Origin of the sequence: Flavobacterium nitrogenifigens (assembly GCF_003254565.1) — a bacterium.
Lineage (GTDB): Bacteria > Bacteroidota > Bacteroidia > Flavobacteriales > Flavobacteriaceae > Flavobacterium > Flavobacterium nitrogenifigens.
This window is the reverse complement of record NZ_QJRI01000173.1, coordinates 1-15633: the sequence shown is the minus strand read 5'-3', so window position 1 is coordinate 15633 and position 15633 is coordinate 1. Positions and strand designations below refer to the sequence as shown.

The following is a 15633-nucleotide window of genomic DNA, read 5'->3' as shown; positions in this document are numbered from 1 at the left end:
TAGATTTTAGACTTCAGATTTTTGAAATCGTTTAATCTGATGGGTAATTTTTTTTGCCACGAATTACACAAATTAACACGAATTTAATTTGTGAATTCGTGGCAGAATATTTCGTTTTATTTCGCTTCTAAAGCATTTCCTTCAAACTGAATTCCGTCCCAGCCTAAATTGATGAAATTTCTAATATTTTGGTGGTTCGTTCCATTTGGATCACCTAAAACTTCTTCAAAATAAAAAGCTCCAAAACACGCTAATGTTTCTTCTTTACTTAAGTTTTGCAATTTCGCGAAAGAAAACAATTTGCAAGAACCAGAATTTTCGCCTGCTGCGTTATGTTGTGTTCCGTTTTGAAAAGCAGTTGGAGTAAAGTTGTAATTTTCTTCGATTACTGCAATAGTTTCAGGAAATGTGATTTGTGTTGGAGTTTGTTTTACTTTTTCTAAAAAGGCTTGAATGCTCATGATTTAATATTATTTTATTCTGGACTTATATATTTTTGTAAAGCGATATAATTGGTATCTGTTTTTATTGATTCGGGTACTTTTTTTAGTAAGGATTTAATTTCTTCCTTGCTGAAACTTTTCTTTAAAAAATTCAATCTTTTTACACCTTTTTCTGTTTTTATAAATTTAATTGCCAGTTTTTTGTTTTTATTGATAGTGTATTCTATTACTATACTGTCTAATGATTTTAGCATTTGTGAGTCAGTAAGTTTTTCTGAGTTTTGCTGGATGAATTTTTTATTTTCAGATTTCCATTCCTCTATTAATTGATCATTTTCTAAAGAAAATTGCTGATCAAGATTTGATTTACAAGATAATGTTACTAAAAGAAGTATAATTAAGACTGTTATTTTACTAAAATATTGTTCCATTAATTATCTTCTTCGTCCTTAGAATACTTACTTTTCTTCGCTTCTTTTTCTATTGTTTTTCCAGCAACGACAACAACGATTTCGCCTCTTGGTGCTGTTTTTTCAAAATGTGCTAGAACTTCTTTTGCCGTTCCGCGTACATTTTCTTCGTGTAATTTTGATAATTCTCTTGAAACGCAAATTTGTCGGTCTTCTCCAAAATATTGCACAAATTCAGCTAAAGTCTTAACGAGTTTATGAGGAGAAACGTATAAAATCATGGTTCGGGTTTCTTCGGCTAAAGCCAAAAAACGAGTCTGACGTCCTTTCTTATCAGGCAGAAAACCTTCAAAAACAAATTTATCATTTGGCAATCCGCTGTTTACAAGTGCGGGAACAAAAGCCGTTGCGCCTGGAAGACATTCTACTTCGATTTTATTTTCTACGCAGGCTCTTGTCAATAAAAATCCCGGATCAGAAATAGCTGGAGTTCCTGCATCTGAAATTAAAGCGATAGTTTCACCCGCTTTCAAACGAGCGATTAAATTTTCGGTCGTTTTATGCTCGTTGTGCATATGATGGCTGTGCATGTGCGTGCCAATTTCAAAATGCTTCAATAGTTTTCCACTTGTGCGGGTATCTTCCGCCAAAATCAAATCGACTTCTTTCAAAACCCGAATGGCTCTGAAAGTCATGTCTTCAAGATTGCCAATTGGCGTTGGAACGATGTATAATTTTGACATAATTTATTTTAAATATTTAACACGGATTGCACTAATTATCACAGATTTTGGATGCTAATAAAAATTTCACAAAGAAAAAAATCGTGTTAATCTGTGAAATTTGTGTTTTGTTTTACGAAAATTTCTTTTCAATAATTCCCATAAAACGTTCTGCGTAATCGTCTTTTCCTTCCCAGTTATTGTAGTCTGGTTTTACCATGTCTTCAATAAAATCTTTTGCTTCGCTATAAGAATCAAAAGTCATTAGTTGGTTTAAAACACGGCTGTAATCTTCTGTGCTGTTTCCAAAAAGATTTTTAGTGAAGGCAATTCTGTCATTCAGATCAATATGAAAACCTCTTGCCAGTTTTTCGTTCAAACTTACCGATTTTGGCTGTGCAGGAGTTTCAAGAATTGCAGTTTCAACTTTTCTCTCTTCCTTTTTTTCTTCTTTAAAATCGTTTATCGAAGGAGTTTTAGCAGGGACTGCTTCAAAACTATCTACTTTAACAAACTGAGCATCGGCATAATTAATTCCGAAATCTTCAAATTGAATAGTTGGCTGTGAAGAAGTTTCTTTCTTAGGTTCTTCTTTAACCTCCTCGATAATTGGTTCAGTTTCCAATTCAAAAGCTGGTTTGAAATCAGGAATAGGTTTCAATTCATTTATTGTTGTGAATGAAAGATCATCAATAGGTTTTTCTGTTTCCTCTACCTTTTCAGCAATTGGCTCAACAATTTCTTCAATAACTGGCTCTTCAATTTCTGCAGCGATTGGTTCAACAGTTTGCTCAATTATTGGCTCTTTAATTTCCGCAACGATCGGTTCAACAGTTTCTTCGATTACTGATTCTACAACTTCAGCGATTGGTTCAGCAACTTCAGCAATTTCTGCTGGTTTTTCCTCTGTAATTTCAGGTTCGTAAGATTCTTCAAGTGCAATAACTTTTTCTTCAGCTGGCGCTTCAAGTTCAATTATAGCAGGAATTGTCTCTTCTTTTTTTTCAAAAATGGTTTCCAATTCAGCTACAATATCATTTTGGCCGATTGTTGGTTTTACAGCGTCGAAATTCTCTTCTACAAATTTTAATACTGCTAATTTCTCGTATAATTTCTGAGTTTCAAGGTACAATTGATTGATATCGGATTTGTTTTTAAGTTTTAGAATTCGATGTGCAATGCTAATTAAATCAGCTTCCAATTTTTTTTTCATAACTGTTGAAAATTATAGTGAATAAGGTATTTTAGTGTATTTGATGTTTTAATGTCTTTTATTCTTAAGGAAATTCAAAAGATAATTTTTAATTTCTGTTAATACGCTTTCGCGAATCTAAGGTTTGGTAAAAATTTTCTACTTTTGAAAAAATGTAAAACAGTACATTTTTACATCAATTTATTGCCAGTACAAAGTAATAAAAACTATTCATTTTTAAAGGTAGAAAAATACAAAATGTTTCTCGAAAATACAGTAAATCACAAAGAACAATTTGGTTGGATTGAAGTTATTTGTGGATCAATGTTTTCGGGTAAAACCGAAGAGTTAATCCGAAGACTAAAACGTGCCCAATTTGCCAAACAAAGAGTCGAAATCTTTAAACCCGCTATTGATACCCGTTATCATGACGAAATGGTGGTGTCTCATGATGCCAATGAAATCCGTTCTACGCCTGTTCCAGCGGCAGCTAATATATTGATTTTAGCTCAGGGATGCGATGTAATCGGTATTGATGAGGCGCAGTTTTTTGATGACGAAATTATTACGGTTTGCAATGATTTGGCTAACCAAGGAATCCGCGTGATTGTGGCTGGCTTGGATATGGATTTCAAAGGGAATCCGTTTGGACCAATGCCTGGACTTATGGCAACCGCTGAATATGTAACGAAAGTTCATGCCGTGTGTACCAGAACAGGAAATTTAGCCAATTATAGTTTTAGAAAAACAGATAATGATAAATTGGTTATGCTTGGAGAAACAGAAGAATACGAGCCGCTTAGCCGTGCAGCGTATTTTAAAGCAATGAAAAAGAATCAGGGAAAATAGATTATTTTATTTATTATAAGCCATGACAAAAACATTAAAAAATATGAGAAAATCGACTGTTTTATTGTTAGTATTAATTGGAATTGCTGTCGCTTTCGTAGTTTATTTTCAATTTTATCTAGGCGAAAAAGAAAATGAAGTAAACACAGAAGTAGTAGAATTAATTGCAAAATATAATAAAAGCTGCCCTTTAAATATTCAGGAAGGAATTCGTTTGGACAGTGTAAGTTTGCATGAAGAAAAAACAGTTCAATACAATTTGACTTTGCTGAATGTTGCTAAAGAAACTGCAGAAATCAATGTGATTCAAGAAGAAATAAGGAAAAGCCTTTTAAGTACGGCAAAAGCAAATACAGGACTTCAGGTTTTCAGAGAAAATGATTATACTTTGAATTATAGTTACAGTGATAAAAAGAAAGTTTTTTTGTTTGATGTGAAGATTTTGCCAGACGAGTATAAATAATTTAATGTTTTACGATGTTGTTAAACCCGACAGTTTTTAAAACTTGTCGGGTTTTTCGTTTAGAAAAAATCATTCCGTAGGAATGTTTGGTCGGTAGAATTTTTTAATTGGATTTAGGTACACGTTCCGTAGGAACGTTTGATTGCGGTTCGAGATATTTATTGATGATTACAAGTGTCCCTACAGGACACAACCTAAATACCGTCAATTTTTTTTTCTACCAACGAAATATTCCTACGGAATAACAAGTTGCATTATTTGAAAATCAATTAATTAATGACAAACAAAACCCGACAGCTTTGCAAAATGAAACCTGTCGGGTTTTGTTTTTAAATATTATTAGTCATTCCGTTAGGAATGTTTTGTTGGTAGTAAAATATTAGGATTTGTATTGTGTCCTGTAGGGACACTTGATTTTTTTTCGAAACGATATATTTATCAAACGTTCCTAAGGAACGTACAATTGTAACGTGATTTATTTTCTACCGACGAAACATTCCTAACGGAATGAAAATAACGAAAAACGCGACAATTTTAATTTGTCGCGTTTTTCGTTTAAATGAACTTATATCTCTTTTATGGTTTAAAAACCTAGATTTTTTTTCTCATTCTTGCTACCGGAATATCTAATTGTTCACGATATTTTGCAATTGTTCTTCTCGCAATTGGATAGCCTTTTTCTTTTAATATTTCTGCCAATTGATCATCTGGAAGTGGTTTTCTCTTATCTTCTTCCTCAATGGTGTTTTGAAGAATTTTTTTAATTTCTAAAGTCGAAACATCTTCTCCTTGATCATTTTTCATCGCCTCAGAGAAAAACTCTTTAATCAGTTTAGTTCCGTATGGCGTTTCTACATATTTGCTATTGGCCACACGTGAAATCGTCGAAATATCCAAACCAACCATATCTGCAATGTCTTTTAAGATCATTGGTTTTAGTTTGGTTTCATCACCGTCTAAGAAATATTCTTCCTGATAATGCATAATCGCATTCATCGTTACAAAAAGTGTTTCCTGACGCTGTCTGATGGCATCAATAAACCATTTAGCCGAATCCAGTTTTTGTTTGATAAACTGAACCGCATCTTTCTGCGCAGTCGATTTATCACGAGATTCTTTATACGTCTGCATCATTTCCTGATAATCTTTAGAAACGTGCAGGGAAGGAGCATTTCTTCCGTTTAAAGTCAATTCCAATTCACCATCAACAATTCTGATGGCAAAGTCGGGAACAATGTTTTCTGTAACTTTATTGTTTCCAGCAAAAGAACCACCCGGTTTTGGATTTAACCTTTCAATTTCATGAATTGCTTTTTTAAGCTGTTCGTTAGAAATGCTGTATTTCTGTAAAAGCTTGTCGTAATGTTTCTTCGTAAAAGCATCAAACTGATTTTCGATTATATCGATTGCTAAATCAACATATTCAGTCGGTGTTTTATGTTTTAACTGAAGCAGTAAGCATTCCTGTAAATCACGTGCGCCAACTCCTGAAGGTTCAAGTTCGTGAATTACCGTCAGCATTTTTTCGACCATTGCTTCATCAGTGTAGATTCCCTGAGTAAAAGCCATGTCGTCTACAATGTCTGGAATACTTCTGCGGATATAACCCATATCATCAATACTTCCAACAAGGAATTCTGCGATTTCGCGTTCCTCATCATTCAAAATAAAAGTATTCAACTGATTAATTAAATCCTGATGAAAACTAATCGGAGCCGCAAAAGGTGTTTCGCGTTCCTCGTCATCGCTATAATTATTTACCTGCGTTTTATAATCAGGTGTGTCGTCGTCGCTTAGATATTCGTCAATATTAATGTCGTCTGCTTCGATTCTGTCAGATTCTGCATCATCATAATCGTCGTAGTCTTCATTAGCGTATTCATCAGCTTCGTAATCGTCTTCTTTTCCAGCTTCAAGCGCCGGATTTTCGTTCATTTCTTCTAATAAACGCTGTTCAAAAGCTTGCGTAGGCAATTGAATTAACTTCATCAGCTGAATTTGCTGTGGAGATAATTTTTGGGATAATTTTAAATTTAAAAATTGCTTTAGCATATAAAAAGGTGCTAAGGTACTAAGGCGCTAAGGCGCTAAGTATCTTATGTTGACGAATTAAATTCGTTTTAATTATTTCGTTTTAATTTTAAACCTTAGAATCTTAGTACCTCAGTACCTTAGAACCTCAGATTAAAACTCTGCACTTCCAGGAGTTCTTGGGAAAGGAATTACGTCTCTAATGTTTGTCATTCCTGTTACAAACAATACTAAACGCTCAAATCCTAAACCGAAACCTGCGTGAGTTGCCGATCCAAATCTTCTGGTATCTAAGTACCAGTATAATTCTTCTTTGTCAATTCCAAGTTTTTCCATTTTTTCGACAAGAACATCGTAACGCTCTTCTCTTTCAGAACCACCAACAATTTCTCCAATTCCAGGGAAAAGGATGTCCATTGCACGAACTGTTTCTCTTCCTGGTTCTGTGTTGTCGTTTAGACGCATGTAAAACGCTTTAATGTTTGCTGGGTAATCGTATAAAATTACCGGACATTTAAAGTGTTTTTCAACCAAGAAACGCTCGTGTTCTGACTGTAAATCAGCTCCCCATTCGTTGATTAAATATTGGAATTTCTTCTTTTTATTTGGAGTTGAATCTCTTAAAATGTCAATTGCTTCTGTATAAGAAACACGCTTGAAGTTGTTTTCTAAAACGAAGTTCAATTTTTCTAACAATGCCATTTCGCTTCTTTCAGCCTGTGGTTTTGATTTTTCTTCTTCAAGAAGTCTTCCTTCTAAGAATTTTAAATCATCTTTACAGTTGTCTAAAGCATATTTAATTACATACTGAATAAAATCTTCAGCCAAATCCATGTTGTCATCAAGGTCATTGAAAGCAACTTCAGGCTCAATCATCCAGAATTCTGCTAAGTGACGAGAAGTGTTTGAGTTTTCTGCTCTAAACGTTGGTCCAAAAGTATAAATCTGACCCAAAGCCATAGCGAAAGTTTCACCTTCTAACTGTCCAGAAACCGTTAAGTTCGTATGTTTTCCAAAGAAATCTTTTTTGAAATCGATGTTTCCTTCTTCATTTTTAGGAAGGTTATCTAATGGCAAAGAAGTTACTTGGAACATTTCTCCAGCACCTTCAGCATCAGCTCCAGTGATAATTGGCGTGTTTACATAAACGAAACCTTTATCTTGAAAATATTTGTGAACTGCATAAGACAATACCGAACGCACACGCATGATCGCACCAAAAGCATTTGTACGAACACGCAAGTGAGCGTTTTCACGTAAAAATTCTAAAGAGTGTTTTTTAGGTTGCATTGGGAATTTCTCAGCATCAGAATCTCCAAGGATTTCAAGTTTGTTTACTTGAATTTCATATTTCTGACCCGCACCTTTGCTTTCAACCAAAGTTCCAATTACAGAAACCGCTGCTCCAGTCGTGATTCTTTTTAAAGTCTCTTCTGGTGTATTTTCAAAATCAACAACACATTGAATATTATTAATTGTAGAACCGTCATTTAAAGCGATGAACTGATTATTTCTAAAAGTTCTCACCCAACCTTTTGCATTCACTTCCTGTAACGTCGTCGTACTGTTTAATAAGTCTCTAACTTTTGTGTGTTTCATTTTTATATATAATTGATATTAAATAATATTCGTTTTGAACAACTGCAAATATAATCGATAATAATTAATTTTTGAAGCTGTTTCTGGTTCCTTTTGTTATTCTGATAATTGTTCGTGTAAATTTAGCCGCCACGAATTCACGAATTATTTGTTTTTTATTCGTGAATTCGTGGCGGATTTTTTTTTGGAATAAAGAAAATTACTCTTCTTTATTTTTACTTTCAAATATTTCATGCAGTTTTTTCTCCAAAAGTTTCTTGTCTGGAAGCTGTGTTTTGTATTCAGAAACTAATGTTGGGGATAAGCTTCTGCTCAAAGCATATTCTACAACTTCGTTGTCTTTATCTTTACAGAGTAAAATACCAATACTTGGATTTTCATTTTGCTTTTTTACATCACGGTCAAGAGCTTCTAAATAAAAATTTAATTGACCTAAATGCTCTGGTTTAAATTTATCTGTTTTTAACTCAAATGCGACCAAACATTGCAGGCCTCGATGGTAAAATAATAAATCAATATAGAAATCACTGTTTCCTACTTGTAATTTGTATTCTTTGTCTATAAATAAAAAATCTTTTCCTAATTCAAGGATAAAATTTTTCATCTGGTTCACAAGGGCTTTCTGTAGATCGCTTTCGTTATGAGAGTCAGGAAGATTTAAAAACTCAAAAATATAATTGTCTTTAAATGAGTTTGTGATGTCTGAGTCAATTTCTCTCAACAGTGGTGAGAGTTTTGAATTGCCGAGCATCGTTCTTTCAAATAGACTTGCAGATATTTGACGATCAAGTTCTCTCTTGCTGTAAGACTCCTGTTTGCTTATTTTTAAGTAAAACTCCTTTTCTTCTATGGTTTTAGTTCGCGAAAATATCAACAAATTATTTGTCCAGCTAATTTCTCTCACCAATGGTGAGAGTTTTGGAAAATCTTTATAGGCTTCATAAAATTGCTTCATGCGCCAAAGATTTTTATCTGAAAATCCTTTTAATTCAGGTTCAGTATCTTGAATGTGATTTGCTAATTGTTTTACAACAGATTGTCCCCAGCTAGCTTCTTCTATTTTTGTATAGATATATTGACCGATATTCCAGTATAAACTAATCAACTCCGCATTAACAATTTTTAAAGTGTTAATTCGAGTCTGTTTAATTAAACTGGTTATTTCTGAAAAACTTTTATCCATATTCAACAGCTATCGGAGATTGCTTTTACTTCTCCAAACTCTCTAATTCCTCTTTCCTTGTTTTCTTCTTCTCAAAAGTTAAAACCAACGATGGTAAAACAACCAAGTTAGCAAACATTGCAAAAACCAAAGTACAAGAAATTAATCCTCCTAAAGCAATAGTTCCGCTGAAGCTTGATAATGTAAAAGTCGCAAAACCTAAAATCAAAACTACAGAAGTATAGAAAGTACTTACTCCAGTTTCTCTCAAGGCGCTGAAAACCGATTTCTTCACTTTTCCTTTGTTTTGCATCAGATCATGTTTGTATTTCGCCATAAACTGAATTGCATTATCCACCGAGATTCCGAAAGCGATACTAAATACCAGAATCGTTGATGGTTTTAACGGAATTCCGAAATAACCCATTAATCCCGAAGTGATGCAAAGCGGTAAAATATTTGTAATCAAAGAAGCCGCTACCATTTTGAACGAACGGAATAAATACAACATCAAAATTGCAATAGTCAAAATTGCAAACAATAATGACTCGATTAAGTTATGCGCCAAATAAGTTGTTCCTTTTTGGAAAACTAATGCTTTTCCTGTAATCGTAACTTCATAACGGTCTTTAGGGAAAATCTCGTCAATTTTTTTACGCAATTTTCCTTCTACTTTTGCCATTTCATCTGTTCCAATATCTTTCATGAAAGTGGTGATTCGGGCATATTGTCCAGTCGAATCCACATACGCTTTCATTAAATTTTCTTTACTGTTTTTGGTTGCATTTTTAGCATAACCCAAAATAAAAGTCTGTTCCTGTGAAGTTGGCAATTGGTAATATTCAGGGTTTCCGTTGTAGAAAGCCTGTTTTGCATATTTAACCAAGTTTACAACAGAAACTGGTTTCGCCAATTCTGGAATTTCAGAAATAGTATTCTGCAATTCATCCATTTTACGAATTGTAGAAGGCTTCATAACACCTTTTTTCTTTTTGGTGTCAATCATGATTTCCAATGGCATTACACCGTTGAATTCTTTTTCGTAAAATAAAATATCTTTAAAGAAAGAAGCGCTTTTTGGCATTTCGCCAATCAAACTTCCTGAAACTTTCATTTGTCTTACTCCATTTAAACTCACAAGAAATAGAACAGCGTAAATGCAATAAACAATTGTTTTTTTGCCTTTAACGATAGTTGTAACTGTATTTAAAAGTGTCGAAATGTAAGTTTTGTCTAAGTGATATAAGTGCTTTTCTTTTGGCAATGGCATAAAACTGTAAATAATTGGCACGATAAAAAGTGTCAAAGTATAAACAGAAAGCACGTTGATAGAAGTTACTAATCCGAACTCAAAAAGAAGTTCGTTTCCTGTAATCATCAAAGTTGCAAAACCAATCGCAGCTGTCAAATTGGTCATCAAAGTCGAAGATCCAATTTTTGAAATCACACGCTGTAAAGCTTTTGCCTGATTGTTATGCAGTTTGATTTCCTGCTGATATTTATTAATCAGGAAAATACAGTTTGTAATTCCGATTACGATAATCAGCGGTGGAATAATTGCTGTTAAAATCGTGATTTTATAACCAAATAATCCAAGTGTTCCAAATGACCAAGTTACTCCGACAATTAAAATGCAGATCGAAATAAAAGTAGCTCTGAAAGAACGGAAGAAGAAAAAGAAAATCAGAGAAACAGTCAATAAAGATGCTCCAATAAAAAGTCCGATTTCACCTTTCATGTTGTCCGCATTGATTGTACGGATGTAAGGCATTCCAGAAACTTTAAGATCGATTCCAGTTGTTTTTTCGAATTTATCGATTTTAGGAACTAAATCATTTAAGATAAAAGTCTTTCTTTCGGCCGTGTTTACTAGGGCTTTGTTCATATAGATTGCAGAGCGAACGCTACCGCTTTCTTTGTTAAACAACAATCCTTCGTAAAAAGGAAGATTGTGAAACAAATCATATTGTACACTTTTTAAATAATTAGCGTCAAGTGCTTTGCTTTCTTCGATAAATGGCGCTAGAACAAACTTTTGATTTACAGTATCTTTTTCAAGTTTCTTTAAATCATTCAAAGAAATTACTAAATCAACTTCTTTGGCTTTTTTCAAACCGTTCATCAATTCGGTCCAAGCGGCATAATTTTTTGGTGTAAAGAATTTAGGATCTTTAAAACCAATAACAATTAAGTTTCCTTCTTCGCCAAATTTGTCTAAGAATTTTTGATAATCTTTATTTGCAATATGATCTTTCGGAAGCAAGTTGGCTTCGGTATAAGTCATAGAAAGATTCTTCCACTGATAACCAAAGAAAAGAGTTAAAGCAGAAAGTATAACCAGAATCGTAATTCGGTTTTTAAGTATAATTCGGGCAAGTTTTTCCCAAAATCCAACTTGGACAGTGTTTTTCATAAAATCTTTAAAAATGGATGCAAATGTAGTGAAAAGTGCTCGAAATCATAAATATTCCGTTCTATTTTACTTAACGTTAACACAAATTTGATAGAGCTGTTTTGGCTATAATTTGCCTTGTTTTATCTGTAAACCGTAAGGTTTTCTCATATTTGCAAACAATTTAGATTTTAGGAAAATTTAGATTGAGTTGTTTTCTTAGTGAAAAAGCTTCACGCAGATTCAACAGATTGAAGCAGATTCAGTAATTTTATTCTTGAATTTGACTTAAATATAAAACCACGCAAATGCAGCAAAACAATACAACCACTTTTATTTTTCTGGCAATTCTATTGCTTTTAGTTGTCATCATTTGTTTTATGGTGTATCAATTAATGCAAACCAAAAAAGCAAAAGAAGATGCAGAAAAAAGTTTTTATGCCTTAGAATCTAAAGTCAATGATTTGCAATTGGAAAATCTAGAATCAAAACTGAATCCGCATTTGTTTAAGAATATTCTAAATTCGATTCAGTCACATGCGTATCAGACGTATTTTGCTCTAGATAAACTGGCAAATGTTTTAGATTATATTTTGTACGAAAGCAAAAAGAAATTTGTAACGGCCAAAGAAGAAATTGATTTTGCGATGAATTTAATCGAAATCAATAAAATTAAAATCAGTCCGCTTTTTGAACTTAAAGTCAAAACCAACATTCATCAGGAAGACAAATTGTATGATCAGCCTTTGCTTGCGCCTTTAATTTCGATTGATTTAATAGAAAATGCTTTTAAACATGCTGACTTACAAAGTGCAGATGCTTTTATTTCGGTAGTTTTCGAATTTAAAAACAATGCTTTTTTTATGACGGTTTCCAATAAAATCTCTGATAAAAAAGTATTAAAAAAAGAACGAAGCGGTTTTGGCCACGCGACTTTAGAACATCGACTGCGAATTATTTACAAGAATAATTTCAAACTTGACAAGTTTATAGAAAATGACGTTTATATTGCTCATCTAAAAATAGATTTACTTGAATACAAAACTGAAATGCTTGCTTCTGGACGATGAAATTCCAGGATTGACTTACCTTAAAATGCTTTGCGAGCAAATTCCAGAACTGGAAATCGTGAAAACATTTAATAATCCTGAAAAACTTTTGTCTGATATTCCCGAACTGGATTTTGATCTCTTAATTTCTGATATCGAAATGCCAGGAATTGATGGTTTGCATTTGGCCGAAATGTTAGATAACAAATTGGTTATTTTCTGTACGGCTTATAAAGAATATGCGGCAGAAGCTTTTAATATTGATGCGGTTGATTATATCACAAAACCTGTGAAATTAGAACGTCTACAAAAAGCAGTTTCTAAAGCTTTTGAACGTTTCGATAAATCAGATAATTCAAAAAAATTCATTCAGCTTAATACAGATAAAGGAAAAACGCTATTGTATTTTAATAAAATTCAATACATCAAAACCGCTTTAAGCGATAGCCGTGACAAAACGGTTTTGCTTACTGACGGAAGTTTCTTGAATTTGAAAAATGTAAAATTCGATACGCTTTTAAACGAATTGCCAGATGCCGATTTCTGCCGAATCAATAAAAAAGAAATTGTAGCGGTGAAGGCGATAAAATTCTTTAATCATAATGAAATTGTGCTTCATCATTTGGAAGAAAACAATAAAAATACGGCTCTAATTCTGAGCGAAACCTATCGTTCTGATTTTTTGAAAAAGGTGAAATTATAAGTTATTACAAAGTTTTTCCGACTTGTTACATACATTGAAAATTAGCTGGAAATTTGCTTCTTCACTTAAAACTCAGTTCTGATATTTGCTGCAATAAATTTAAAGAACGAGTTATGAATAACATTAAGAACTCTTTATTCTATGTAACAATTATTGGTGGTTTTACAGCGCTGATATATTGGGTGATTTCAAAAGGCGTTTCATTAGAAGTGGGACGCAATATTGTAAAGAAAAGTGTTGAAAGCAACCATTGGAAAGACTTTCTTCATTCTATGGTCGATAATTTACAACATCCGTTGGCCATTTTATTGGCGCAAATTATTACCATAATTTTAGTCGCACGTTTATTTGGATGGTTTTTTAGAAAAATAGGGCAGCCGTCTGTAATTGGCGAAATGATTGCCGGAATTGTTTTAGGACCATCTTTGGTCGGAATGTATTTTCCAGAATTTTCGGCAGCTTTATTTCCAAAAGAATCTTTAGGGAATTTACAGTTCTTAAGCCAAATCGGTTTAATCCTTTTCATGTTTGTTATCGGGATGGAACTTGATTTGAAAGTGCTTAAAAATAAAGCGCACGATGCTGTTGTTATCAGCCACGCTAGTATTGTAATTCCGTTTGCTTTAGGATTGTCATTGGCTTATTTTATTTACGAAATCTATGCTCCGATGGGAGTAGAATTTTCTTCTTTCGGATTATTTATGGGTATTGCCATGAGTATTACTGCGTTTCCTGTTCTGGCGAGAATTGTCCAAGAACGAGGCATGCAGAAAACTAGACTTGGAACTATTGCCATTACTTGTGCTGCGGCAGATGATATTACGGCTTGGTGTATTTTGGCAGTTGTTATTGCAATTGTAAAAGCTGGCTCGCTTGCAAGTTCATTGTATGTCATTGGAATGGCGATTTTGTATGTTATTATAATGCTCAAAATCGTTCGTCCGTTCTTAAAAAGAGTAGGAGATTTGAATGCAACGCGCGAAAGTTTGAATAAACCTGTTGTTGCGATTTTCTTTATTACCCTTTTAATTTCTGCTTATGCTTCAGAATTAATCGGAATTCACGCTTTATTTGGAGCTTTTTTGGCTGGAGCAATTATGCCAGAAAACAACAAATTCAGAAATATATTTATTGAAAAAGTTGAAGACGTTTCGATTATTGTTTTATTGCCATTGTTCTTCGTGTTTACTGGTTTGCGCACGCAAATCGGATTATTGAATGATCCTGAACTATGGAAAATTACTGGTTTGATCATTTTGGTCGCGGTAGTTGGTAAATTCTTTGGTAGTGCTTTGGCGGCGAAGTTCATGGGGCAGAATTGGAAAGACAGTTTGTCAATTGGAGCCTTGATGAACACTAGAGGTTTAATGGAATTGGTGGTTTTAAATATTGGTTATGATCTGGGAGTATTATCAACAGAGATTTTTACGATGATGGTCATTATGGCACTGGTGACTACTTTTATGACAGGTCCAGCATTAGATTTTATCGGATTTATTTTTAAAGATAAAGCGACAGCCGTTCCGGAAGAAATTGGAACCAAAAGCAAGTATAAAATTCTGCTTTCATTTGCAACTCCAGAAAAAGGAAAAAAATTGCTTCAAATCGCAAATAGTTTAGTTAAAAAGCAAGCAGATAATTCTATTGTAACAGCAATGCATTTGTCTTTAAGTACAGAAGTGCATTCTTTTGATATAAAAGAGCATGAACGTAAAATGCTAATTCCTGTAATAGAAGAGTCGCAGCGTCTGAATCAGAATGTGGTGAGTTTATTTAAAGTTACTAATGATATTGATTCTGATATTATTGATACGGCAAATCAAGGAGAGTATGATTTACTGCTGGTTGGTTTAGGACAATCTATTTTTGACGGAACGTTGCTTGGAAAAATTCTTGGTTTTACTACTCGAATTGTAAATCCAGATCGTTTGATTGATAAGTTTACAGGAAAAGAAGGGTTGTTTGAGAATTCTCCATTTGACGAAAGAACGCGCCATATTATTGCAAAGTCTAAAATGCCAGTTGGAATTTTTATTGATAAAGATCTAGAAGAAGTCAATCAGGTTTTTATTCCTGTTTTTAATAAAGAGGATGCTTTTTTAATTGATTATGCTAAAAAACTAATCAATAATAACGGCTCTCAGATTACAGTTTTAGATGCTGGTGGAGAAGTGAAAAATACAAGAGAAATTCAAGAAACCATTCGTTCTATTGAGCAGATTGCCCCAAATCACATCATGATTATGAATGACAGAACCTTGAAGAAAGAGTTTTTAGAAAGTCAAGATTTGATGATTATCAGTCTAGAAAGCTGGAAAAAACTAATAGAATCTCAAAGTATTTGGCTGAATAATTCTCCATCAGTTTTAATTCTTAAACCATAAACTTTTTAAATTTCAAAATTTTAAAATCCCAAATTCCAATTTTACCGATTGGAGTTTGGGATTTTTTTAGCCACGAATTCACGAATTTTAATGATTCTCTTTACGTGTTGCTTGTCAATAAATTGCACAAATTTGCCTAGATTAACCTAGAGACAATTTGTGAAATTTATCGGTAAAATTTTCGCAAAGTTTAAGTAGATAAATTTGTGAATTCGTGGCGAAAAGATGAATTTT

The 15633-nt window shown here is 33.3% G+C and carries 13 protein-coding genes; 5 read left to right on the top strand and 8 right to left on the bottom strand.

Going from position 1 to position 15633, the window contains the following annotated elements:
* Positions 1 to 116: 116 nt before the first annotated feature.
* From DM397_RS10195 to DM397_RS10180, 4 genes are all read right to left on the bottom strand, one after another.
* A complete protein-coding gene (locus DM397_RS10195) occupies positions 117 to 461 on the bottom strand; it encodes a HopJ type III effector protein (RefSeq protein ID WP_008465164.1) in 345 nt (114 codons plus the stop codon).
* A gap of 14 nt (positions 462 to 475) precedes the next feature.
* Complete coding sequence (locus DM397_RS10190) at positions 476 to 874, bottom strand: hypothetical protein (RefSeq protein WP_111377435.1); 399 nt, start codon at positions 872 to 874, stop codon at positions 476 to 478.
* Complete coding sequence (rsmI, locus tag DM397_RS10185) at positions 874 to 1596, bottom strand: 16S rRNA (cytidine(1402)-2'-O)-methyltransferase (RefSeq protein ID WP_111377434.1); 723 nt, start codon at positions 1594 to 1596, stop codon at positions 874 to 876. The genes DM397_RS10190 and rsmI overlap by 1 nt, the downstream gene beginning before the upstream one ends.
* A 112-nt stretch (positions 1597 to 1708) precedes the next feature.
* Positions 1709 to 2788 (bottom strand): hypothetical protein, encoded by a 1080-nt coding sequence (locus DM397_RS10180; RefSeq protein WP_111377433.1) that lies wholly within the window; start codon positions 2786 to 2788, stop codon positions 1709 to 1711.
* A gap of 237 nt (positions 2789 to 3025) precedes the next feature.
* Here DM397_RS10180 and DM397_RS10175 point away from each other — a divergent pair, with 237 nt between their 5' ends.
* A complete protein-coding gene (locus tag DM397_RS10175; protein ID WP_111377595.1) occupies positions 3026 to 3616 on the top strand; it encodes a thymidine kinase in 591 nt (196 codons plus the stop codon).
* A 43-nt stretch (positions 3617 to 3659) separates the two neighbouring features.
* Positions 3660 to 4079, top strand: coding sequence for a hypothetical protein (locus tag DM397_RS10170; protein WP_111377594.1), 420 nt, complete (start codon positions 3660 to 3662; stop codon positions 4077 to 4079).
* A gap of 591 nt (positions 4080 to 4670) precedes the next feature.
* Here DM397_RS10170 and rpoN read toward each other — a convergent pair.
* From rpoN to DM397_RS10150, 4 genes are all read right to left on the bottom strand, one after another.
* Positions 4671 to 6131, bottom strand: coding sequence for an RNA polymerase factor sigma-54 (rpoN, locus tag DM397_RS10165; RefSeq protein ID WP_111377432.1), 1461 nt, complete (start codon positions 6129 to 6131; stop codon positions 4671 to 4673).
* Between the two features lie 132 nt (positions 6132 to 6263).
* The gene (gene asnS / locus DM397_RS10160) at positions 6264 to 7709 is read right to left on the bottom strand and encodes an asparagine--tRNA ligase (protein WP_111377431.1); all 1446 of its coding nucleotides are present in this window, start codon (positions 7707 to 7709) and stop codon (positions 6264 to 6266) included.
* Between the two features lie 199 nt (positions 7710 to 7908).
* Positions 7909 to 8892: a PDDEXK nuclease domain-containing protein gene (locus DM397_RS10155; protein WP_111377430.1), complete on the bottom strand. Its 984-nt coding sequence runs from the start codon at positions 8890 to 8892 to the stop codon at positions 7909 to 7911.
* 25 nt (positions 8893 to 8917) lie between these two features.
* Entirely contained in the window at positions 8918 to 11284 is a 2367-nt protein-coding gene (locus tag DM397_RS10150) for an efflux RND transporter permease subunit (protein ID WP_111377429.1), read from the bottom strand.
* Between the two features lie 287 nt (positions 11285 to 11571).
* Here DM397_RS10150 and DM397_RS10145 point away from each other — a divergent pair, with 287 nt between their 5' ends.
* The 3 genes from DM397_RS10145 to DM397_RS10135 all read left to right on the top strand — a co-directional run bounded on the left by DM397_RS10145 (position 11572) and on the right by DM397_RS10135 (position 15399).
* Positions 11572 to 12333 (top strand): sensor histidine kinase, encoded by a 762-nt coding sequence (locus DM397_RS10145; RefSeq protein WP_111377428.1) that lies wholly within the window; start codon positions 11572 to 11574, stop codon positions 12331 to 12333.
* Entirely contained in the window at positions 12296 to 13015 is a 720-nt protein-coding gene (locus DM397_RS10140; RefSeq protein WP_111377427.1) for a LytR/AlgR family response regulator transcription factor, read from the top strand. The genes DM397_RS10145 and DM397_RS10140 overlap by 38 nt, the downstream gene beginning before the upstream one ends.
* Positions 13016 to 13128: 113 nt before the next feature.
* The gene (locus tag DM397_RS10135; protein WP_111377426.1) at positions 13129 to 15399 is read left to right on the top strand and encodes a cation:proton antiporter; all 2271 of its coding nucleotides are present in this window, start codon (positions 13129 to 13131) and stop codon (positions 15397 to 15399) included.
* Positions 15400 to 15633: the final 234 nt, after the last annotated feature.

Bases quoted from the DNA above. Each gene is read 5' to 3' on its own strand.
- DM397_RS10145 (WP_111377428.1), top strand. From the start codon at position 11,572: ATGCAGCAAAACAATACAACCACTTTTATTTTTCTGGCAATTCTATTG.
- DM397_RS10195 (WP_008465164.1), bottom strand. From the start codon at position 461: ATGAGCATTCAAGCCTTTTTAGAAAAAGTAAAACAAACTCCAACACAA.
- DM397_RS10175 (WP_111377595.1), top strand. From the start codon at position 3,026: ATGTTTCTCGAAAATACAGTAAATCACAAAGAACAATTTGGTTGGATT.
- DM397_RS10150 (WP_111377429.1), bottom strand. From the start codon at position 11,284: ATGAAAAACACTGTCCAAGTTGGATTTTGGGAAAAACTTGCCCGAATT.
- rpoN (WP_111377432.1), bottom strand. From the start codon at position 6,131: ATGCTAAAGCAATTTTTAAATTTAAAATTATCCCAAAAATTATCTCCA.
- DM397_RS10135 (WP_111377426.1), top strand. From the start codon at position 13,129: ATGAATAACATTAAGAACTCTTTATTCTATGTAACAATTATTGGTGGT.
- DM397_RS10155 (WP_111377430.1), bottom strand. From the start codon at position 8,892: ATGGATAAAAGTTTTTCAGAAATAACCAGTTTAATTAAACAGACTCGA.
- DM397_RS10170 (WP_111377594.1), top strand. From the start codon at position 3,660: ATGAGAAAATCGACTGTTTTATTGTTAGTATTAATTGGAATTGCTGTC.
- asnS (WP_111377431.1), bottom strand. From the start codon at position 7,709: ATGAAACACACAAAAGTTAGAGACTTATTAAACAGTACGACGACGTTA.
- DM397_RS10180 (WP_111377433.1), bottom strand. From the start codon at position 2,788: ATGAAAAAAAAATTGGAAGCTGATTTAATTAGCATTGCACATCGAATT.
- DM397_RS10190 (WP_111377435.1), bottom strand. From the start codon at position 874: ATGGAACAATATTTTAGTAAAATAACAGTCTTAATTATACTTCTTTTA.
- rsmI (WP_111377434.1), bottom strand. From the start codon at position 1,596: ATGTCAAAATTATACATCGTTCCAACGCCAATTGGCAATCTTGAAGAC.